Origin of the sequence: Aureibaculum koreense (assembly GCF_034296135.1) — a bacterium.
GTDB lineage: Bacteria > Bacteroidota > Bacteroidia > Flavobacteriales > Flavobacteriaceae > Aureibaculum.
Window position 1 is genome coordinate 162,038 of sequence record NZ_JAXKVV010000006.1, and the last position, 21,347, is coordinate 183,384.

20 protein-coding genes are annotated in these 21,347 nt (G+C 32.3%); 10 read left to right on the plus strand and 10 right to left on the minus strand.

Annotation, left to right across the window (positions count from 1 at the left end):
* Positions 1-111 precede the first annotated feature (111 nt).
* From UMM65_RS07860 to UMM65_RS07880, 5 genes are all read right to left on the minus strand, one after another.
* Positions 112-1,065, minus strand: coding sequence for an AAA family ATPase (locus UMM65_RS07860; RefSeq protein WP_321975949.1), 954 nt, complete (start codon positions 1,063-1,065; stop codon positions 112-114).
* Between the two features lie 50 nt (positions 1,066-1,115).
* Entirely contained in the window at positions 1,116-2,489 is a 1,374-nt protein-coding gene (locus tag UMM65_RS07865; RefSeq protein ID WP_321975950.1) for a peptidylprolyl isomerase, read from the minus strand.
* Position 2,490: 1 nt separating this feature from the next.
* Positions 2,491-3,330: a peptidyl-prolyl cis-trans isomerase gene (locus UMM65_RS07870; protein ID WP_321975951.1), complete on the minus strand. Its 840-nt coding sequence runs from the start codon at positions 3,328-3,330 to the stop codon at positions 2,491-2,493.
* Position 3,331: 1 nt separating this feature from the next.
* Positions 3,332-5,230 carry a peptidylprolyl isomerase gene (locus UMM65_RS07875; protein WP_321975952.1) on the minus strand — a complete coding sequence of 633 codons (1,899 nt, stop codon included), beginning with the start codon at positions 5,228-5,230 and terminating at the stop codon, positions 3,332-3,334.
* 81 nt (positions 5,231-5,311) lie between these two features.
* Entirely contained in the window at positions 5,312-5,593 is a 282-nt protein-coding gene (locus UMM65_RS07880) for a DUF493 family protein (RefSeq protein WP_321975953.1), read from the minus strand.
* A gap of 93 nt (positions 5,594-5,686) precedes the next feature.
* Between UMM65_RS07880 and UMM65_RS07885 the strand changes: the two genes are divergently transcribed.
* The 9 genes from UMM65_RS07885 (at position 5,687) to UMM65_RS07925 (ending at position 13,021) form a co-directional block, all read left to right on the plus strand.
* Positions 5,687-6,247, plus strand: coding sequence for an AAA family ATPase (locus UMM65_RS07885; protein WP_321975954.1), 561 nt, complete (start codon positions 5,687-5,689; stop codon positions 6,245-6,247).
* Positions 6,247-8,142, plus strand: a complete 1,896-nt coding sequence (locus tag UMM65_RS07890) for a RecQ family ATP-dependent DNA helicase (RefSeq protein ID WP_321975955.1) — start codon at positions 6,247-6,249, stop codon at positions 8,140-8,142. Before UMM65_RS07885 ends, UMM65_RS07890 begins: the two co-directional genes overlap by 1 nt.
* Positions 8,139-9,095: a methionyl-tRNA formyltransferase gene (fmt, locus tag UMM65_RS07895; RefSeq protein ID WP_321975956.1), complete on the plus strand. Its 957-nt coding sequence runs from the start codon at positions 8,139-8,141 to the stop codon at positions 9,093-9,095. The genes UMM65_RS07890 and fmt overlap by 4 nt, the downstream gene beginning before the upstream one ends.
* Before the next feature lie 381 nt (positions 9,096-9,476).
* Positions 9,477-9,749, plus strand: a complete 273-nt coding sequence (locus tag UMM65_RS07900; RefSeq protein WP_321975957.1) for an HU family DNA-binding protein — start codon at positions 9,477-9,479, stop codon at positions 9,747-9,749.
* Between the two features lie 110 nt (positions 9,750-9,859).
* Positions 9,860-10,417, plus strand: coding sequence for a YqgE/AlgH family protein (locus UMM65_RS07905; RefSeq protein ID WP_321975958.1), 558 nt, complete (start codon positions 9,860-9,862; stop codon positions 10,415-10,417).
* 90 nt (positions 10,418-10,507) lie between these two features.
* On the plus strand, positions 10,508-11,050 hold the full coding sequence (locus tag UMM65_RS07910; RefSeq protein WP_321975959.1) for a hypothetical protein: 543 nt from the start codon (positions 10,508-10,510) through the stop codon (positions 11,048-11,050).
* Positions 11,051-11,197: 147 nt separating this feature from the next.
* Positions 11,198-11,929 (plus strand): alpha/beta hydrolase, encoded by a 732-nt coding sequence (locus tag UMM65_RS07915; RefSeq protein WP_321975960.1) that lies wholly within the window; start codon positions 11,198-11,200, stop codon positions 11,927-11,929.
* A gap of 190 nt (positions 11,930-12,119) precedes the next feature.
* A complete protein-coding gene (locus UMM65_RS07920) occupies positions 12,120-12,332 on the plus strand; it encodes a hypothetical protein (RefSeq protein ID WP_321975961.1) in 213 nt (70 codons plus the stop codon).
* A gap of 329 nt (positions 12,333-12,661) precedes the next feature.
* Positions 12,662-13,021, plus strand: coding sequence for a ribosomal protein L7/L12 (locus UMM65_RS07925; protein ID WP_321975962.1), 360 nt, complete (start codon positions 12,662-12,664; stop codon positions 13,019-13,021).
* Here UMM65_RS07925 and UMM65_RS07930 read toward each other — a convergent pair whose 3' ends face one another.
* The 3 genes from UMM65_RS07930 to UMM65_RS07940 all read right to left on the minus strand — a co-directional run bounded on the left by UMM65_RS07930 (position 13,022) and on the right by UMM65_RS07940 (position 17,495).
* The gene (locus UMM65_RS07930; RefSeq protein WP_321975963.1) at positions 13,022-14,821 is read right to left on the minus strand and encodes a M61 family metallopeptidase; all 1,800 of its coding nucleotides are present in this window, start codon (positions 14,819-14,821) and stop codon (positions 13,022-13,024) included.
* Positions 14,822-15,046: 225 nt separating this feature from the next.
* Entirely contained in the window at positions 15,047-15,760 is a 714-nt protein-coding gene (locus UMM65_RS07935; protein WP_321975964.1) for a gluconate 2-dehydrogenase subunit 3 family protein, read from the minus strand.
* 1 nt (position 15,761) lies between these two features.
* Complete coding sequence (locus UMM65_RS07940; protein ID WP_321975965.1) at positions 15,762-17,495, minus strand: GMC family oxidoreductase; 1,734 nt, start codon at positions 17,493-17,495, stop codon at positions 15,762-15,764.
* A gap of 111 nt (positions 17,496-17,606) precedes the next feature.
* On the opposite strand from UMM65_RS07940, the gene UMM65_RS07945 reads away from it, so the two are divergent.
* The gene (locus tag UMM65_RS07945) at positions 17,607-18,782 is read left to right on the plus strand and encodes a GlmU family protein (protein WP_321975966.1); all 1,176 of its coding nucleotides are present in this window, start codon (positions 17,607-17,609) and stop codon (positions 18,780-18,782) included.
* A 759-nt stretch (positions 18,783-19,541) separates the two neighbouring features.
* Here the strand turns inward: UMM65_RS07945 and yidD are convergent.
* The gene (yidD, locus tag UMM65_RS07950; protein WP_321975989.1) at positions 19,542-19,784 is read right to left on the minus strand and encodes a membrane protein insertion efficiency factor YidD; all 243 of its coding nucleotides are present in this window, start codon (positions 19,782-19,784) and stop codon (positions 19,542-19,544) included.
* The gene (gene cysS / locus UMM65_RS07955; protein ID WP_321975967.1) at positions 19,785-21,260 is read right to left on the minus strand and encodes a cysteine--tRNA ligase; all 1,476 of its coding nucleotides are present in this window, start codon (positions 21,258-21,260) and stop codon (positions 19,785-19,787) included. It abuts the gene before it with no gap.
* Positions 21,261-21,347: the final 87 nt, after the last annotated feature.

Consider the following 21,347-nt stretch of genomic DNA (forward strand, 5'->3'; position numbering starts at 1 on the left):
ATCAACAAGAAAATTATAACAAAAAAACAAAAGGATATATTTTTTTTGACACCATTAACTCTATTACCCTATTGTTTTCTGGACTTTTAAGATAATGTATTGGAAAGTAATTTAAAACAACTCTTTTATTATACGCTCTTCTGTAATTCCTTCGGCCTCAGCTTTATAATTTTTTACAATTCTATGACGCAAAATCGCTTCGGCAACGGCTTGAACATCTTCAATATCTGGAGAAAATTTTCCATGAATTGCCGCATAACCTTTTGCTCCAATTATTAAATTTTGTGAGGCTCTAGGTCCAGCCCCCCAATCAATATAATCATTAACGATTTGAGCGGCTTTTGCGGAATTAGGTCTAGTTTTAGAAACTAAGTTTACTGCGTATTCAACCACGTTATCTGCTACTGGAATTCGTCTTATTAGATGCTGTAAACTTAAAATTTCTTGAGCAGAAAAAATAGAATTTATTTCTTTTACCTCATCGTTGGTAGTACTTTTAACAATATCAACTTCTTCTTGATAAGTGGGATAATCTAAAAAGATAGAAAACATAAATCTATCTAATTGAGCTTCCGGTAAAGGATAGGTACCCTCTTGTTCAATCGGGTTTTGAGTTGCTAATACAAAAAATGGAGCATCTAATTTATATTGATGTCCCGCTACGGTAACCGACTTTTCTTGCATGGCTTCTAATAAAGCCGCTTGCGTTTTAGGAGGGGTTCGGTTGATTTCATCAGCCAAAATAATATTAGAAAATATAGGTCCTTTTATGAATTTAAAATGCCTGCTTTCATCTAAAATTTCACTGCCAATAATGTCAGAGGGCATTAAATCTGGTGTAAACTGAATACGTTTAAAATCCAAACCCAAAGTTCGTGAAATAGTATTTACCAACAAAGTTTTAGCCAAACCGGGAACGCCAATTAGTAAAGAGTGCCCACCGCACAAAATTGATAGCAAAACATGGTCTATCGCTTCGTGTTGACCGATAATTATTTTTCCTACCTCTTTTTGAAGATCTTTATACTTTGTTACTAAATTTTCGACTGCTGCTACGTCAGACATTATTATTTAAGTTAATTATTACTTATTTCTACCTGAAAATATCACGTAATTTATTGAGAAACCTCTTTTTTCCAATTATTTTTAAAATCACAATCTTTATAATCTTTGTTAATTTTAATATAGGTATCCCCTATTTTTTCTTTGGTCCATTTTGCAATGGTTTCTTCTTTCTTTTTTTGCAATGCCAAAGTTTGAATTTTTATATAATCCTTAATTAAATCTGCAGTATGTGCATCGGTTTTAGATTTCATTAAGATGATCTTGTACATCTGCTCCCCTTCCCTGTTGGTATCATAAAAAACATCTGAGATTTCACCTTCTTTTAAAGTACTAACACGTGCATAAAAGGTAGGATCTAATCTTGTTAAATCAAATTTAGAATCATTTGTTTCGGGATTCATAATAAATCCTTTATTAGCCTTGGTCAGTTTTTCTTCAGAATATTTTTCAACTGCTTCATTAAAGTTAATTTTAAGTTTTAAAATATCCGTTCTAATACTTTCCAAAGAATCTTTTACCTTGGCTTTTTGCTCTTCGGTTACTTCGGGCTGCATTAATAAATGTCGTGCATCACGTTGTTTTCCCTTTATTTTTTCTACCTGCAGAATATGGTATCCAAAATCAGATTTAAAAGGTTCTGACATTTCGCCTTCGTCCAAACTAAAAGCGGCTTCCTTAAACTCTGTTACAAACTGGCTTTCTCTGGTAATTGTATATAAACCAATATTTTGTGTTACCCCAGGATCTTCAGAATACAATATAGTTTTCATTTTGAAGTTATCTCCATTTTCAACCTGTTGCTTTATTTCTTTAAGTTTATTAAGTACCCTCTCTGTTTCTTCTTCAGAAGGTTTAGCATATAATACTATCTGTTGTAGTTCAATTTCGGCACCAATTTCAGGTAGATTGTTTTCATCTTCCAAACTTTTATAATAATTTCTAACCTCTTCTGGAGTAACATCAACTTCTTCCGTTAGCTTTTGTTGCATCTTTTGCACCATTAAAGCTTCCTTTTCAACTTCGTTAAATTCCTTTCTAAGGTCGGCCATATCGCTAAAGCCGTAATAGGTATATACTTTTTCTTCCGAGCCTAATTGTTCTAAAAAATAGGCTATTTTTCTTTCTACATTAGTATTTACTTCCGCCTCGGTAACCGATATGCTATCTACCACAGCGTGGTGAGATAATAGTTTTCTTTCCATAATCTGTTCTAACATTTCACAATCGGAAATTTCTAACTTACCTTCACTCTGCTGCTCGAATTCTAGTTTATAAGCGGCTATTTCAGAATCGAGTACAATATTTTTACCCACCACGGTAGCCACACCATCTAATTTTACTCTTTTTCCGGTGTTTGTGGAATCTTGTGCGTGCATTGTAAATGCAAATACTAATAACAATAGTACTATTGATTTTTTTAACATATTAATATATTTGAAATTCTTTGTTTTTAATAGCATCTTCAGTCAATGTTTCTTCAATTTTCTTTAATAATTGAAGCTTTCGTTTGTGCAATATCATTTGTTTTATTGTGGGTAAAGCATAACTCATAGGAGCCGTATCGTTCCGCAATAATACATCTTTAATTTTAACTAGGTAAACGCCTGTTGAATCTTCTTTATGGATGAATTTACTTTTCTGTAAAAAATCGTTTTTATTTTCACTTTTTAAAAATGGAGCATTTTTTAAAACATCGTCATACTTTATCCAAATGGAATCGTTTAAATTATGCGATTTTAACTGTAATTCTTGCTTCATAATCTCCTTATCGGATGTGTAATCGTTTTCTCTGAACAAAGAAACAAATTCTTTAACATTATTGATCTCTTTATCAAAATAGATATATCTAAACTTAACTAGGGCTTCATTTAACTTAAAAATCTCTTTGTTCTCTTCATAAAATTTTTCTATATCGGCTGTTGTAACCAAAGTGTCCAAATCTTGTTTTACAACAGCTTCTTTGTATTTATTTATCAATAAATCTTGATGATATTGATTGACCAATGTATTTATCTGTTCTTTTTCCTCCTGTAAATTTATTTTTGCTTTTTGAACTAACAATTGTTGTTTAGCCCATTTATTAATGTAATTTTTAATAAAAATTAAACTGTCTTCTTTTGAAATGTTTTCAGGTAATATTTCTTTGATATCTTTTTCATAAAGAAAAGTATCATAAACTTTGGCTACTGGTTTGCCTTCATCTTCTTTTTGATGACAAGAGAAAATGACAAGAATTAAAAATATGTATGTGAATTGGGTACGCAAATTAATTTTGATTTTCTTTAATCACCTTCTTTAACAACTTTTTATTGACTTCTACCGGATATTGTTCTTTTAAATCTATAATCCAGTCTTTTTCTAATTGTTCTTGGAAATCATTGATAACCATACCACGTGCTTTTTCAAATTTCATAGGTTCGGGCGGTAAAATTTTTATGGTTTTAACAACTGCAAAGTTATTGGAACCTTCTTCAAATATATCAGAGACACCAACTTTATCTAAAACAAAGTCCTTAGGAAGTTTTTTATGATTTTCCTCTAAAATTCCTTTGGTGAAAATTACATGAATTATAGGGTCTTCATTTACAGCGGATTTTATTTCATCTATATTTTTATTTTCTTCCAGCATCTTTTTTACCATTGCGGCCTTATCTTTTTGTGTGCAAGAAGCCATAACAATATCCCCTCTTTTCTTCCAATAATACTTGTTGGCGTTTTTATTAAAAAATTCTTTTAAAGCTACTGTATCTGTTTCTGCTTTTTTCCAAACCTTATCTTGTAAAAGCTCAAATAACAATAAACCGTCTCTGTATTCTTGCATGGTAAAGGCAAAATCTTTATCTGTTTTTTCCAAATTGGCCTTAAAATAATCAAGCACTTTTGTTTCTAAAAAGTTATTGAAGATTTCTTTTTGATTGTTGTTTTTACCTTTGCTAAATTCCACTAAATCAGAAACCAATGCCTTTTCCCCGTTAATTGTAAAAATAGATTTTTCTAGGTTTTTATTGAGCTGAACGGTATCGTTTTTTAAAAATATATTTTTTAAATCATCGTCAGTATCAATTGTATAACTATTTATTAATTTTTTTACAACAGATTTTCCTGCTCTTTTAGAACGTTCGTTCTTTTCTATTTTTTCAACCAATTCTTCCCTTCTACTTTCTAAATCCGTTATGGGATGTTTCTTTAATAATTTTACAATATGCCAACCGTAATTGGTTTTAAAAGGTTGAGAAATATCGTTAACTTCTTTTAACGAAAAAGCCACATCAGAAAAAGGTTTTATCATTCTATTGGCATTAAATTTCGGCAAAGCACCGCCATTCAACGCCGAAGTTTTATCATCTGAATGTAAATTGGCTAAAAAATGAAAAGGACTACCTTGGTTTACTTTAGCATATATATCTTCTATTTTGGTTTTAGCGTAAAGTGAATCTGCTGGGTTTTCTTTTATCATTATATGTGCTACTTCAACCTCTCCTTTTGCTGCTCTTTTATCATTTACTTTTATAATATGATAACCAAAACGTGTTCTAAAAGGCATTGAAACTTTCCCAACCTCAGTATCGTAAGCGGCATTTTCAAAGTCATAAACCATATCAAAAACAGTAAAATAACCTAAATTACCTCCATTTTGTTGAGCGGATGGATCATTGGAGTATTCTTTTGCTATTGCTGCAAACGGTTGCCCATTTACTATTTTCATCCTAGCTTCAATAATTTTTTGATATGCTTTTAATGTATCAGTAGGTGACGCTTTTGCTGGAACGCCCACTAATATATGATTGGCGTTAATCTCCAATTTACTTCTTTCAAAAGCTTCTTGTACTAAGGCTTCCGTAATTTTACTATCGGTTAAATAGGGAACTATTAATTGCTCTCTGTATGAATTCAGTTCGTTTCTAAAAGAAGAAATTGTATCATATTTAAGGTCATAAGCCTGTTTTAGTTTTAGTTTATAGTTAATATATAACTCTAAATACTCTTCAATAGACTTTTTATTTTCCTCGGCAACTATATCTCTATTTTTATTGAATACCCTAACAAATTCATCCTTATAAACGGGTACGTTATCTACTGTAAATAGTATATCTTTTTTGGTTTGTGCACCAATGTAAATATAATTTACAAAGAAAAGACAAATCAATAGGTTCTTAAAATTCATAAAAAGTTAAATGTTGTATATTCCGGTAATTTTAGAACGCCCAAAAATATTTTATATTTCTCTATAATCCTGTTAAAAATATCACAAAGAAATAACACCTTCCACTTTTGAAACTTCTTTGTATTTCATAATAATCGCATCAGCATCAACCATTTGAACTAAAATGGTTAAACTTATGTATTTACCTGTTTTTGAAGATTTTTTATCAATTACCGCACCTGTGTGATTAAATATATTTTCTATTTCCAACACCTTATTATCATCAGCGGGAATTATAAATTTAAACATATATTTTGTGGGAAATTCAGTAGTTTCTTCTAGACTGAGTTTTAGTTTTTTATAAAATTCAATTTGTTTGCTCATTGTTTTTAACACTTCTAAAACAATAATAATACCATTTTGATAAAATATGTTTTGGCTGACAAAAATACAGATTATATTTAGTTTCTTTGTTATATGGCAAGTAATCTAAAACCGCAAACGAATAAAATAGTAATAACTGGCGGCCCTGGTACGGGTAAAACCACTTTAATAAACGAATTAGAGCGTAGAAATTTTGTCTGTATTCCAGAAATATCAAGACAAATTACGTTGCAGGCCAGAGCAAATGGCATTGAATATTTATTTTTGGAAAACCCTCTTTTATTTAGTGAATTGTTACTTGAAGGTAGGGAAAAACAGTATCTGGAATCTTTAAAATTAGATGCTGAAATCATCTTCTTTGACCGGGGAATCCCAGACATTCATGCATACATGAACCATACTGCTACCGAATACCCAAAAACCTATCTCGAAAAAAGTAAAACGTACCTGTATGATAAAATTTTTTTGTTGCCTCCTTGGAAAGAAATATACAAAACAGACAACGAACGCTATGAGAGTTTTGACTCGGCTATTGAACTACATCATCATCTAAAAAGTGCTTATTCAGAACTTGGCTATAAAGTCACAGAAATTCCTATTGGTAATGTTGATTTTAGAGTTGATTACATCCTTAAAAAATTAGAGAGAAACTAATGGATACTGCCAAAACTATTTTAAAAAAATATTGGGGTTATACTGAATTTAGAGCTTCTCAAGAGCAAATAATCAACAATATCCTAGAGGGCAAAAATGTCGTTGCCATATTGCCTACGGGAGGTGGAAAATCAATTTGTTATCAAGTTCCCGCTTTATTAAAAGAAGGGGTTTGTTTAGTGGTTTCGCCTTTGATCGCATTAATGAACGATCAAGTAAACAATTTAAAGGAAAAAGGGATAAAGGCAATTGCAATTACTTCAAATTTGAACCAAGAACAGGCCATACAGGCGTTTGACAACTTACAGTTTGGTAATTTTAAATTTTTATATCTATCCCCAGAAAAATTACAATCGGAATTTATACAGCAAAAATTAAAACAACTAAATATAAATTTGATTGCCGTTGATGAAGCACATTGTATATCAGAATGGGGGCACGATTTTAGACCCGCGTATTTAAAAATTCCCATTTTGAGGGAATTGGACATTAAAGCCCCAATACTTGCTCTAACCGCTACTGCAACAAACCGCGTTTTAGATGATTTAATGAAAAATCTTGAAATACAAAATGCTACTGTTTTCAAGCAATCTTTGGTTCGTAAAAATCTTTCTTTAAATATATCTCGACACGAGGATGTCTATTTTGAACTGAAAAAACGGTTAAGTTCAATTAAAAACAATGCCATTATTTATGTAAATAGCAGACGACGCGTACAAGATATAAGCAATTATTTAAACAGAAATAATTTTAAAAGCTCGTACTACCATGCGGGATTGTCAAATGAAGAAAAGCAACGTGCTTTTATGGATTGGATGGAGGAAAAAAAACCCATAATAGTTGCAACCAATGCTTTTGGAATGGGCATAGACAAAGATAATGTGGAACTTATTGTTCATATTGATTTGCCATTTAGTTTAGAAAATTATATGCAAGAAGCGGGTCGAGCGGGCAGGGATGGTAATAAAGCAAGTTCAATTGTTTTTGCTAATGACCACAACATCAATAACCTAAAAAATCAATTTGAAAAAGGGATTGTAACTGTCGATTTTGCCAAAGAGATTTATAAAAATTTGAATAAATATTTTTATATCGCCTATGGCGAAAAACCTGAACAAATATTTGAATTCGATCTCGCAACTTTTTGTAATACCTATAAAACCAATATTTTAAGAACGTACAATGCATTAAAATTGCTAGAACGCGAACAAATTCTATTATTTAGTGAGGGGTTTAACAAACAATCTACCCTAAAATTTATTATGCCCCCAGATAAAGTGTTGGATTATGCAGAAAGAACCAACAATAACCTCATCAAAATAATTCTGAGAACCCATGGTGGAATTTTTGATCATTTTATAAAAATCAATGAATCCGTATTGGCAAATAAATTAGAAACGGAGCCCTCAAAAATTAAAAGTTTGTTGCTTCAATTAGAAAAAGATGGTTTGTTGAGTTATTCAAGTAATAAAAGTACAAGTCAGCTACAATTTTTAATTATCAGAGAAGATGAAAGAACAATCAATAGCATTGCTAAAGACATTATACAATATAATGGTGTAAAACAAGAAAAAATCAATTCAATAGTAAATTATGCAACCAATGATTCCGTTTGCCGTAGCAAATTACTACTCCGTTATTTTGATGAAAAGCTAAAAGAAAATTGCGGAATTTGTGATGTTTGTTTGTCACAGATAAATAATTCAACAAATTATAAAAATTTACCCGACCAAATTTTAGAATTATTGAAAGCTAATGAGCAATTATCTAGTAAAGAGATTGCTTCACAATTAAATGTTCCATCCGCAACCCTTTTAAAGACACTACAAAACCTATTGGATACTGATAAAATAACTATAAATTCGCAAAATAAATTAGAAATAAAAAGAAAATGACCGAGTTACGAATCGTATTTATGGGTACGCCCGATTTTGCAGTGGGCGTATTAAAAACCCTGATTGACCATAACTATAACGTAGTGGGTGTTATTACCGCACCAGACAGACCTTCTGGTAGAGGCAGAAAACTAAATCAATCCGCTGTAAAAAAATATGCTTTAGAGCAAAACCTTAATATTTTACAACCTACCAACTTAAAAGACGAATTATTTTTAGCTGAATTAAATAAGCTCAACGCAAATTTACAGATTGTTGTTGCTTTTAGAATGTTACCAAAAGTAGTATGGCAAATGCCAGCACTTGGCACATTTAACTTACACGCATCCCTACTACCAAATTATAGAGGTGCGGCACCTATAAATTGGGTTATTATAAATGGCGAAACAAAAACCGGTGTTACCACTTTTTTTATTGATGATAAAATCGATACTGGTGCTATTATATTAAAGGAGGAAATTGCCATTGACAAAAATGATACCGCTGGCACTTTGCATGATAAATTAATGCAACTAGGCAGTAAATTGGTTATTGAAACGGTGAAATTAATTGAGAAAGGTGAAGTAAAACCTGTACAACAACGTTTATTGGAAGATAACCAATTAAAAGATGCTCCAAAAATTTTTAAAGATACCTGCCAGATTCATTGGAACAAATCTATAGATGAAATTTACGATAAGATTAGAGGATTAAATCCTTACCCTGGTGCGTGGACTGACTTTTATAATGATGAAGAAACATTAGAAATGAAAATCTATGATGTAAAAAAGGAAAAAGAAAAGCACCACCACTCTATTGGAAAATTAATAGCTGATAAAACGCAATTAAAAGTTGCCGTGAATAAGGGATTTATTATAATTGAAAAATTACAATTGCCCGGAAAACGTAAAATGAGAATTGGAGACTTGTTAAACGGATATAAAATTGGTGAAAAAGCTTACGTTAAAAGCTAGTGCTTTAATTCCTTAATTAAATTGAGAAGAAGTGAATTACAGATCCCGCCTTATGCTGAAACAAGTTCAGCACAAATAGCGGGATTAGTTCAACTAACAATTTTTTGTTCTTCAGCCACAAAACGGAATCCCAAAAAATCGAGTTTTACTAATATTGTGCTGAATGGTGTAGATTAACAAATATTTAACACGAACGCCTATATTCATTGACTTTTCTTGAAAAAAGAGGCTAAAAAAGCCATGGTTATTAACAATTGCATGTATTTTATTAACAAAAAGATAGATTTTAAGTGTTAAAACTTGCGTTAAGCCTTATAAAATCTATATTTGTTCAGCTTTAAACAAGCAAATAATTATTAATCAATTTTAAATTTAAAAATTATGAACAAATCAGAATTAGTAGAGTCTATGGCTGCAGACGCAGGAATCTCTAAAGCAGCTGCAAAAAAAGCATTGGACTCTGTTATGACCAATGTTGAAAAAACATTAAAAAAAGGTGGAAGAGTTTCTTTAGTAGGTTTTGGATCTTGGTCAGTTTCTAAAAGAGCTGCTAGAGACGGAAGAAATCCTCAAACTGGAAAAACTATCAAAATTGCTGCTAAAAACGTAGTGAAATTTAAGCCAGGTGCTGAATTAAAAAATTCAGTAAACTAATTTAAATTAGCTTAAAAAATTTTAAGAGCTCTCATTGAAAAATGAGAGCTTTTTTTGTTTAGGATATTTCTAAAAATAATTCCTATATTAGTTGGGTAATTAAATGACTTATGGAACCAACAGAATTAACCAAGGGCAAATTACTAATTGCGGAGCCCTCAATTTTAAATGACACTTCGTTTAACAGATCTGTAATATTATTATCCGAACACAATGACGAAGGTTCTATAGGTTTTATTATCAACAAGCCCTCAAAGTATGTTTTGGGCGATTTATTGCCCGAAATAGAATCAGACCTAACCATATACAAAGGCGGACCTGTTTCTGAAGAAAATTTATATTTTGTACACCGCGTTCCGCATTTAATTCCAGATAGTGTAGAAATAGCGGGTGGTATTTTTTGGGGAGGTGATTTTGATGCCGTACAAAAATTACTAATCAATAACGAACTTGAAAAAGACGATATTCGTTTCTTTTTGGGCTATTCTGGTTGGAGCAAAGACCAATTGCAAGATGAGCTTGACACTACTTCATGGATTGTTATAGAAAACCGATACCAAAATATTTTTGGTATTTCTGACCAATCTTTTTGGAAAGACCAGTTGATGAAATTTGGCGGCGAATACAAATTGTGGGCAAACGCTCCTGAAAACCCTAGTTTAAATTAAAAATTATTTAAAACCCGTAAATGATATAAACGCAATGCGTTTATACAATTTTTGGCTACAATTAAAACTAATCGTTTCCAATAAAAATAAATGAAAACTGAAAAGAAAAAAGAAATAGATGAAAATGTTGTCTATATGAGAATTGGAATGGCTATGGCATCTATTCAAAGAGTTGAATTCGTATCGAAAAAATTAGTTGAATACTTAATTGAGTTTGACAAAGAATTCTTCGGGTTCACTTCAAAAGAATTTGAAAAAAAATCACCAAATATTGACAAATTGGAAAAATATACTCTCGGGAATACCTTAAGGCTTTTAAAACTAAATCCAAAACTGTCGATTGATTCTGAATTTGACAAATATCGAGATTTACGAAATTCGTTCACACACAATTTTTGGACTCATTATTTGAATACCAAATCTGAGCAACAGAAAAAAGACGCAATTGACTTTTGCTTTAAAATTGGTATATTCTCACAGAAAATGGAAAGCTTTTTAAAAGGATTTACATATTTATTAGCGTTAAGATTTGTGAAAGATAAATATCATTTAGCACCTGAAATAAAGGAATTAGATAATGATTTTAATTTCTTTATGAACGCATTAGACCAAAAGACATTTGACATTAAATAACTTCAGCAAACTTAAGACGTGTATATTTTAATGCTCGCTTTTAGCCAACTTACGAAAATCCTCGTGGATTTTAAGTTTGGTGTGTACTTGCAAAGTTAAGTTTTAAACCACATAAATACTCTTAGCTAAAAAAACCAATAAACTTAAATGAAAAAAATCTTTAAAATATTTGGTGCAGTTTGGATATTTATAGGCATTGCCTTCTTTATTTATATGTATTCAACTTTTAAAGCTAAAGGTTTTGATAAGTCGATTTTAAAAAGTGACCGTGATATAGAAATAAATATTTCGGATGAATACATTTACTTTGTTCCAAAATCTATTTCGAAAAGTACAATCTTTTTCTATCCAGGAGCATTAGTTGACCCATTTGCATATTCGCCGTTATGTCGTAAACTATCTGAAAATGGTTATAAAACTATAATTGTTCGTATGCCTTGGCGAATGGCAACAAAAGGGTATAATTTAATAAAAGAACGGAATTTATTAACTGATAAAAATAGTTATACGCTAATCGGACATTCTCAGGGCGGTAAAGCGGCTGGACAATTCGTATATGAAAATACAAAATCTATAAAAAATCTTATACTACTCGGAACAACCCATCCAAGAGATATTGATCTTTCTAACTTAGAGGTTAATATACTAAAAATTTATGGATCGAATGATGGGGTTGCAAGTTCTGAAAAGATTGAGAAAAACAAATCAAAATTGCCATTGAATGCGGAATTTTATGAAATAAAAGGAGGAAATCATTCGCAATTTGGATATTATGGACATCAAATGGGCGATAATACTGCCAATATTACCAGAGAGGTGCAACTTAATTCTATAGTAAGTAAAATTTTGGGGTTTTTAAAATCAAAAGAAACGGATTAAAACCGGTTGATAACGCCTTTATAATTAATTACTTGGCTCTAGTCTACTTACGAATCTCGATAGCTATCCAGACTCACGGATTTTCTACCTGCCGGCCGGCAGGTTCGGTTTTTATTTGCTAAATTAGCTCTAATAATCTCAAACAAAAACATTGAAATTCATTGTGGAACGAACTCAAAATTTGAAAATTATGAATAAAAAAACAAAAGTTAGAATTCTATGGTATTTATCTTTTTTGGTTATTTTCTTGATAGTTTGGACAATCTTACATTTTGCATTTAAAAACTTAGAAAGCCCATATAAGGGTATGATTAGTGGTGGTATATCTGCTTTACTGGCACCAAGAATAAAGGAATATGAGACTCAATCAGGAAAACAAGTTCAATTGAAATGGTTTTTTTAAGAAAAGCTATTTCCTTATAAAATGTAAAAAAATAACAAAATAGCAAGATTACCTATTGTGCATTTTGATAAAATTCTGTCAGTTCGAGTGGATTTTACGATTGAAATGAGTAAAATTTATATCGAGAATAAGAATTTTAGCCTGTTAATTAGTTCTCGATACAATTTTTCGTACCTCAAAATCACTCGAACCGACAAATGGTTTGATAAAAGTTTCTAAATATTATTTTAAGAAACCAAAGTTGCGTGTTAATATTCTAAGTGCTGTTATTGGTGTTTATTAATTTAGAGCATAAATCAAAATATTACTTCAATAAAAAACAACATTAAATGAACAACCAAATTATCATAAATAACATCGTTTTAGATAAAGCAAAATTGCTACGTTTAATTGATAAGAATAAAAAAATACAAGCCGTAAAATATGTTAAAGATGAGACGAATTTAGGTTTAAAGTCCTGTAAAGATATTGTGGATAATCTTTCCGAAAATCCAAATTATTACGATGGAGAAGAAAATACTATTATGGCAGCACCTACCTTAAAAAAAAGGAATGTCATCCAAAAAAATATAGATCGTGAAACAAAACGAAGTCATATTATTAAAAATAGACCCTTCGATATAAAAAATGCTTTTATTGTATTTTTATTGATAGTGATATTTATATTGGTTTTTTTATTGACTAAATAATTACTCTACACCTAACCAACTTTTCCTGTTCTCCTTAACTTTCTTGTCTGGGTTTTCTAGTAAACGCGTACTGTAATCGTTATTCGTATCAAAAGTGAACATTGTTTCCTTTTGTTCACCAAATCGTTTAAATATCACTTTTACAGTTTGGTTGGGTGCAAATTGCCCAAAATAAGCAGACTGTTTTGTTTCTGAAGTAATCGGTTTATCATCCACAGATATAATTTCATCGCCATCCGCTAAGCCTGCTTTAAAAGCGGCTCTACCTTCACTTGGGTTGGACCTTACTTTAAAATTACTTAATCTTACCCCTAAATCTAATTCGTTTTGTTTAGACTGGTCAAAATTTACACCCACTGAAGCAAATAAGGTTTTATAATCGGGCATTTGGCTGTCAAAAATATATTTAGAGAAGAAATTTAAGGCAAATTCTTTACCAGCATAGTCACTTAATAGATTTTGCAAATCCCTTACAGTATATGGAATTTCAGCTTTACCATAAGTTTTCCATACCAATTTCATAAAATCGTCTAGGTTTTTGTCTCCATTTAAATTCCGTAGCGATAAATCTAGAGCCAAACCAAGCACACTTCCGTAAGTATAGTATGAAATAAATGTATTTTCCCTATTTACAGGATCAACAGATCTGGCTGCATCTACAAATGGAGCTTGGTAACTCATTTCAATGGGATTGAAATACTTCCTTGCAGGGGAATTCCAAACATAATTAAGCCCACCCGATAAACCTTCAACATATTGCTGTGGAGAAATCAGTCCTGCTCTGCATAAAATCAAGTTGGTATAGTAACTGGTAAAACCTTCGGCAAACCACAATTCACCGGACATATTGGCTTCAGTATAATCAAAAGGTTCTAAAGATTGAGGCCTAATACGTTCTACATTCCACGCATGGAAAAATTCGTGAGAAACCGTTCCTATATTTCCTTCCATGCCACCGTTGGCCAAGCTTCTTGTACTGGTTAAAATGGTGGAATTTCTGTGTTCCATACCATCACCCGAAGCATTCGGGATATAACATGCCAAAAAAGTATATTCACCAAAATCAAAATCAGGTAATTCACCATAAACTTCCTTTTGAGCCAATACAATTTTTTTTACTTTTTCGAAATATTCGTCCAATTCAGCTTCTGTTCCGTTATGATGTAAAACAAAGTTAATTTTTTGTTTTTTACCATCATTATTAGCAACTTCAAAATTCCTCACGGAATGATTACTTACTTCCGTAGGGCTATCCATAAAATAGTCTAAGTTAAGAGCATAAAAAGTGTTGTTGCCTAAACTTTTTAATTGTGTAGCCACTTTCCAGTTTAAATCTTTTCGGACATTAAACGTGACATTTATGGGTCTATGTTCATAATCCAAAGCATACATAAAAGTTGCGGGGATGTTCAAATGGGCATGTGTTTCGTCAATTTGACTATAGGTGCCATCTCCTCTATTTCCGAATAAGGTGTAAGTTACTTTTACCGTACCGTCATGACTGCCTATATTCCATTGATGCGGATCGTTACGAGTAACGTTTAACTCATTGCCTTTGCCATCCACAGCCTTAACATTATAAACGTTTTTAGCAAATTCGTGTACTGCATATCTCCCCGGAGAAGTTCTGCTCATACGTAATTGTAGTACTTTATTTTCTAGATTAGAAAATACCGCGGTTACTTCTGCTTCGTGATGTACTGCATTTTCAAATGATATGGAATAGTTGTTTGTGGTTTGGGTAAAACCAGTTAACGATAAAAATATTGCCAATAAAATTAGTAGAAGTTTATTTTTCATTGTTGTTGTTAATTAAAAATTATATGGTATATCCGTAATCAGTAATAATATCATGTAACCTCCTGCTGTCCCGAAAGCTTTCGGGACAGGGTGACGAATCAATTATGCCACATTCCGGACAATCAGAAAATTATTTTTAATTTGAAAATTTTGATGGAAAATGGAAAAAAAGAGATTCCTCGTCCCTCGTAATGATAAGATTGCAACCCAAATGCCATTGACAAGTTACGAAATCAAATTTCCGTCATCATCCCATTTAGCCAAATCTCCACGTTTAGATTGATCTACACATTTGGCCAACCATGCTGCATCGTATTCAAAACCATGGGCTTTTAATACGTCTTCGGGAACACCATCCCAAACATTGGGTGTGTTTCCTTTATACCCTAAATCTTGAATACCCATTTTAGAAGTAAAATAACCTGTTAAGGTTAAATTCCTCATTTTAGTAAAGAATTTTTCACCTTGTTTATGTTCGGGTAAGGTCTTTTTAGGATAAGCAATTAAATCGCAAACAGCCAGTTGTTCAGTATTTGAACACTTTTTAAATTCTTTATCGTAATTTTTATTGCAATAATTGTCCAACCACATAATGCCACCACGTATGGGCATTTGATGGTAAGGCATATCTTTTACTATAAACTCAATAAAATCAGGTACCTTAGCATCTGAAGCTGAACCAAATTCATCGTTTTTTGGTAAGATAATGTCGCACAATACCGCAATAGTTTCCAACTCATGGTCGTTGAAAAAAACTTCTTCTTGTAAACGTTTATCTCTGGCAGCCTCTTCGGGGGTACGTCCATAAAAATTTCCATCGTTTGCCTTAGGTTGTTCTTTTACAGAATTATCTTCTTTAGGAGCACACCCCTGTACTGTTAAACCAACGGCCACAGAGCCTAATAATAATGACTTAATAGTATCTCTTCTATTCATCATACTATATATTTTGTTTTTTTAATTCGTCTATAATATAATCACAAGTCCTCCAAGACAATGCTAAAATAGTCCAAGTAGGATTTTTGTCCGCCTGTGAGACAAACGGTCCGCCATCCACAACAAAAACATTATCAACATCATGCAACTGCATATATTTATTGGTTACCGATTTTTTAGGATCGTTACCCATACGCGTTGTACCCACTTCATGGATTATCTGACCTGGTTTTAACAAACCATAATCTCTATCTTCTCCAGGTCTTTCCCCACTAATCACTTTTCCGCCCATATTTTCAATTATGCCATCAAAAGTTTCAACCATGTGCTTGGCCTGTAATTTTTCGTGCTGTGACCAAGTGTAATTAAAACGCAACACGGGTATGCCCCACTCATCGACAACATCTGGGTCAATTTCGCAGTAATTATCTTCTCTGGCAATACACTCTCCCCTACCGGCCATACCAACGATAGAACCATAAAATCGTTTTACATCATCTCTAAGAGCATTGCCATAACCGCCAATTTCCCCACCAATATATTCATTAAGTCCGTTGGCATTGAAACCAAATCCGTAAGAGGGCATTCCTAGTCCACCCCATACTTCAATATGATATCCTCTAGGGAAATCTAATTTTTTATCGTTACCCCACCAAGGTGAATACAAGTGCATATTACCTACACCGTCTTCGTTATAAATTTTTCTGTTCATTAATTCTGGTACAAAACCAACACGATCGGCTCCTGTGGAATCGTGTAAATACTTACCTATCAACCCACTACTGTTGCCCAAACCATCTTTATGGTTTTTACTTTTTGAGTTTAACAGTATTCGAGCAGAACTACAGGCAGATGCCGCCAATACCACAACTTTTGCATTCAATTGATATTCTTTTCTGTCTTTTTTATTGATGTAAATTACGCCTTTAGCTTTACCATCGTTATCCGTAACCACTTCTCTTACCATGGCATCGGTAAACAGTGTAATTTGCCCTGTTGATTTTTCAGCTGATTTTTGAGCGGGGAAAATAAGACAAGAACCCGAAGAAAAATCGGCATATACACTACACGATCTAGCACATTGATTGCAATAAAAACAAACCCCTCTATCTTCGTTTATCTTTTTAGTAAGAATGGATAACCGTGAAGGTATAACGGGGATACCCATTTTTTCTGCACCTTTTTTATAATACATCTCGTGCAATCTGGGTTTCGGTGCTGGTAAAAAGAAACCGTCGGGTTCGTTTGCAATACCTTCTTTACTGCCAAAAACACCAATTAGTTTATCAACTTTGTCATAATAAGGTTTTACATCCTCATAAGATATTGGCCAATCATCACCCAAACCATCATGGCTTCTACGCTTAAAATCCAGTGGTCCAAAACGTAAAGATATTCGTCCCCAGTGATTTGTCCTTCCACCCAACATTCTAGAACGAAACCATTCGAATTCAGTACCGTTTTTTCGGGTATAAGGCTCACCATCAATCTCCCAGCCGCCATAAGCAGCATCAAATTCGCCAAAGGCTCTGGTAGTTCCGGCTCCTCTTCTGGGCGATTCGTAAGGCCATTTTAATTGATTTTTTTGTTCAGGGTCGGCAGGATCGTAATGTGGTCCAGCTTCCACAACAGCAATGTTAAGTCCTGCTTCTGAAAGTATCTTAGTTGCCATACCTCCACCGGCACCAGATCCTACTATAACAACATCAAAAACTTCGGGTGATTTTTTTATTTGCATAAATGAAAAATGTTTCTGTTCAAATATAAGAAAACTAACTTATATTTTATTTTTAACGTAACAATAATATATTTAATAATTAGTTTTAATATTGCAAAATAATTGAAATAGATGAACTATATATTATATGATGGTGCAGTTCGCAATAGTTTATTGCCTTTTACCTATACAAGACCCGTTGCGGATATAAGAATCGGTATTTTAACTATTAGGGAAAAATGGGAAAAATATTTGAGTCTTACTACCAGTACTTTAACAGAAGAATATTTAGAAAAAAAATATCCGATGGTTGAAATGGAAGCTAACATCATGTTGAACGCTTCTTTTTTACCCACTGAAAAACTGGTTGAAATGGTAATGGATTTGAAAGAAAATCAGGTTATTTATTATAGTGATGAAATTGTTGCTTTTTATACTACCGATACTCAAGAAGAAGTTGATTTTGAAAAATATACGGAAATAGTTTACGATGAAGAGTTACTACAACTAAAAAATACTTGGGATATTTTCTCTTTAAACGATAAGGCCATTGAAAACGATTTTAAATTACTGACTGATGGCAGAGAATCCGAACCCATACCCGATACCGTAAATTGTATCAATAAAGAAAATATTTTCTTTGAAGAAGGTGTTGATATTAGTTATGCCACATTAAACGCTTCTACTGGCCCTATTTATATTGGTAAAAACGCTATTATTATGGAAGGTGTTATGGTTAGAGGGCCACTGGCTGTATGCCATGATACGGTCTTAAAGATGGGGACAAAAATTTATGGAGCGACCACCTTGGGGCCCTTAAGCAAAGTTGGTGGCGAAGTAAATAATGTAGTAATTTTTGGCTATTCAAGTAAAGGTCACGAAGGTTATTTGGGCAATGCCGTTATTGGTGAATGGTGTAATTTAGGAGCTGATACCAACAACTCTAACTTAAAAAACAATTATGCGGAAGTTAAATTATGGGATTATGAAACCGAACGTTTTGAAAACACAGGTTTACAATTTTGTGGTTTAATGATGGGCGACCATTCCAAATGTGGCATCAATACCATGTTTAATACGGGGACGGTTGTAGGTGTTAGTGCTAATATTTATGGAAGCAATTTCCCCAGAAATTTTATTCCCTCGTTTTCTTGGGGAGGTGCCGCTGGTTTTACAACTTATAGAATGAATAAAGTTAACGAAGTTGTTAAAATGGTAATGCACAGAAAACATTTAGATTATACCGAGCAAGAACAAAATATTCTGCAACATGTTTTTAATATTACTGAAAAATATAGAAATTACTAGCTAATTATTTAGAGAATTCATTTAGATTTTTTTTAAAATTTATTTTTCCCCATACCCTATTTTTTTACCTGAGTCAACTTCAAAGAACTACCGTTTATACAAATATTTATTTATTTTATTAGTCTTTCCAATATTTCATTCTAGAATAATTTTTTACAAATATTTAATTAACTTATTGTATTTCAATATATTAAATTAATAATTATACTCTAACCTATATTTAGATGTGTTAAATATTCCTTAAAACAGTACTATTTATAACATAGTACTGTAACAAAATTATAACACCGTCGTCTATTAAGTATAAACCAATTAAAAAACATATAAAATGAGAACTTTAAAAAATCAAGTAAAATTAACTTTAGGAAACGCATCTAGTTGTATTTGGAATACTAAAAGACGTTACAACTAAGCAAAAAAATCAACAATTAATCATAAAAACAAAAGATATGAGAACTTTAAAAAATCAATTGAAATTAACGTTAGGAAATGCATCTAGTCGTGTTTGGAACACTAAAAGACGCTACAATTAGAACAAAACAACTAACCTATAAAACTTTAAATTATGAATACTATACTTAAAACAACCGAAACCTTTAGAAACTCGGTCTTTTCAACCACAAAAATCAGTAAAAGAATTTTATGGTCCAATTATAGACAATATAGTTTCTAACTTATAGAATATGAAAGGTATTCTAGAACACTGACAAAGGATAAGCTCAACACTGACTTATCCTTTTTTTATGGGTCTAATTTAGCTTAATGTTTTTCTTTCACATCAGGAACGGGGTCATAGCCACTTCTGCCCCATGGATGACAGCTGAAAATTCTTTTAATAGATAACCAGCCCCCTTTAAAAATTCCGTGTTTTTGTAAGGCTTCAACGGTGTAATGAGAGCATGTTGGCGTAAACCTACAACTTGCAGGAGTATAGGGTGAAATAGCTGTCTGGTAAAATCTGACCAACAATATAAATGGATATGTAAGTGCTTTTTTGATAATTTATAAGCTAAAAGTTGTTCCTTCTTTACCATCTTTTAGTTGAACTCCTGCATCCGCCAACTGATCTCTAATTTTATCCGATAACGCCCAGTCTTTATTTACCCTAGCTTCATTACGCATACTTATTAATAAATCAACAACTTTATTTAATTTTTCTGAATTATCTACTGATGTAACATTTTCTAAGCCTAATACTTCAAAAATAAAGGTATTAAAAGTCGATTTAAAATCTTCCAAATCGGTTGATGATAATGTCTCTTTTTTCTCAAGCAAAGCATTGATGTACTTAACACCATCAAATAATTGAGCAATAAGAATAGGACTGTTAAAATCATCGTTCATCGCATCATAACAACTTTGCTTCCAAGTTTTGATATCTAATGTTGATTTTTTAGTTGATTCAATACTATCTAATTGGTTAACCGCATTCATCAATCTAAAATATCCTTTTTCTGATGCTTCTAAAGCATCGTTAGAAAAATCTAAAATACTTCTATAATGAGCTTGCAACATAAAAAACCTAGCAATAGTGGCAGGAAAAGGTTTGCTTAAAATAGTATTATTTCCGGTAATTATTTCTTCCGGAAGAATAAAATTACCTGTTGATTTAGCCATTTTTTTGCCATTTAATATGAGCATATTTCCATGCATCCAATATTTAACAGGTGTCAAATTATTATGTGCCTGAGCTTGTGCTATTTCACATTCGTGATGTGGGAATTTTAAATCCATTCCACCTCCATGAATATCAAACTGTTCTCCTAAATATTTGGTACTCATGGCGGTACATTCTAAATGCCAGCCAGGAAAGCCATCGCTCCATGGTGAGGGCCAACGCATAATATGTTCGGGTTGGGCTTTTTTCCATAAGGCAAAATCTTGCGGGTTCCGCTTCTCAGATTGTCCATCCAAAACGCGGGTATTGTGAATCGCATCTTCTATATTTCTTCCACTTAAAATACCGTAATGTTCTTTCTCATTGTACTTTAACACATCAAAATACACAGAACCGTTAACTTCATACGCCAGTCCTTTGTCTATAATATTTTTTATGATTTCGATTTGCTCAATAATGTGTCCCGTTGCGGTAGGTTCAATATTTGGAGGCAGTAAATTAAATTTTCTTAATACATTATGGAAATCAACTGTATATTGTTGTACAACTTCCATGGGTTCAATTTCTTCTAAACGTGCTTTTTTGGCAATTCTATCTTCTCCAACATCTGCATCGTTTTCCAGATGCCCAGCATCCGTAATGTTTCTCACATAACGCACCTTATAGCCTAAATGTTTAAAATAACGGTACACCAGATCAAAAGACATAAATGTCCTTACATTGCCCAAATGCACATTGCTATATACCGTAGGCCCGCAAACGTACATACCAATATAACCTTCTGTTAATGGAATAAAATCTTCTTTCTGATTGGAAAGTGAATTGTAAACTTTTATTTTTTGTTGTTTGTACAACTCCATAAAATATCTTCTTTAAGAAGCCATAAAGGTAACAACATTTTGTTATAGTGACATATCGATAATAGACAAAAATTAAAACGAATTCTT

Coding starts and splice junctions, on each gene's coding strand:
- UMM65_RS07860 (WP_321975949.1), bottom strand. CDS start 1,065: ATGTCTGACGTAGCAGCAGTCGAAAATTTAGTAACAAAGTATAAAGAT.
- UMM65_RS07865 (WP_321975950.1), bottom strand. CDS start 2,489: ATGTTAAAAAAATCAATAGTACTATTGTTATTAGTATTTGCATTTACA.
- UMM65_RS07875 (WP_321975952.1), bottom strand. CDS start 5,230: ATGAATTTTAAGAACCTATTGATTTGTCTTTTCTTTGTAAATTATATT.
- UMM65_RS07880 (WP_321975953.1), bottom strand. CDS start 5,593: ATGAGCAAACAAATTGAATTTTATAAAAAACTAAAACTCAGTCTAGAA.
- UMM65_RS07885 (WP_321975954.1), top strand. CDS start 5,687: ATGGCAAGTAATCTAAAACCGCAAACGAATAAAATAGTAATAACTGGC.
- UMM65_RS07890 (WP_321975955.1), top strand. CDS start 6,247: ATGGATACTGCCAAAACTATTTTAAAAAAATATTGGGGTTATACTGAA.
- fmt (WP_321975956.1), top strand. CDS start 8,139: ATGACCGAGTTACGAATCGTATTTATGGGTACGCCCGATTTTGCAGTG.
- UMM65_RS07900 (WP_321975957.1), top strand. CDS start 9,477: ATGAACAAATCAGAATTAGTAGAGTCTATGGCTGCAGACGCAGGAATC.
- UMM65_RS07905 (WP_321975958.1), top strand. CDS start 9,860: ATGGAACCAACAGAATTAACCAAGGGCAAATTACTAATTGCGGAGCCC.
- UMM65_RS07910 (WP_321975959.1), top strand. CDS start 10,508: ATGAAAACTGAAAAGAAAAAAGAAATAGATGAAAATGTTGTCTATATG.
- UMM65_RS07915 (WP_321975960.1), top strand. CDS start 11,198: ATGAAAAAAATCTTTAAAATATTTGGTGCAGTTTGGATATTTATAGGC.
- UMM65_RS07920 (WP_321975961.1), top strand. CDS start 12,120: ATGAATAAAAAAACAAAAGTTAGAATTCTATGGTATTTATCTTTTTTG.
- UMM65_RS07925 (WP_321975962.1), top strand. CDS start 12,662: ATGAACAACCAAATTATCATAAATAACATCGTTTTAGATAAAGCAAAA.
- UMM65_RS07930 (WP_321975963.1), bottom strand. CDS start 14,821: ATGAAAAATAAACTTCTACTAATTTTATTGGCAATATTTTTATCGTTA.
- UMM65_RS07935 (WP_321975964.1), bottom strand. CDS start 15,760: ATGATGAATAGAAGAGATACTATTAAGTCATTATTATTAGGCTCTGTG.
- UMM65_RS07940 (WP_321975965.1), bottom strand. CDS start 17,495: ATGCAAATAAAAAAATCACCCGAAGTTTTTGATGTTGTTATAGTAGGA.
- UMM65_RS07945 (WP_321975966.1), top strand. CDS start 17,607: ATGAACTATATATTATATGATGGTGCAGTTCGCAATAGTTTATTGCCT.
- cysS (WP_321975967.1), bottom strand. CDS start 21,260: ATGGAGTTGTACAAACAACAAAAAATAAAAGTTTACAATTCACTTTCC.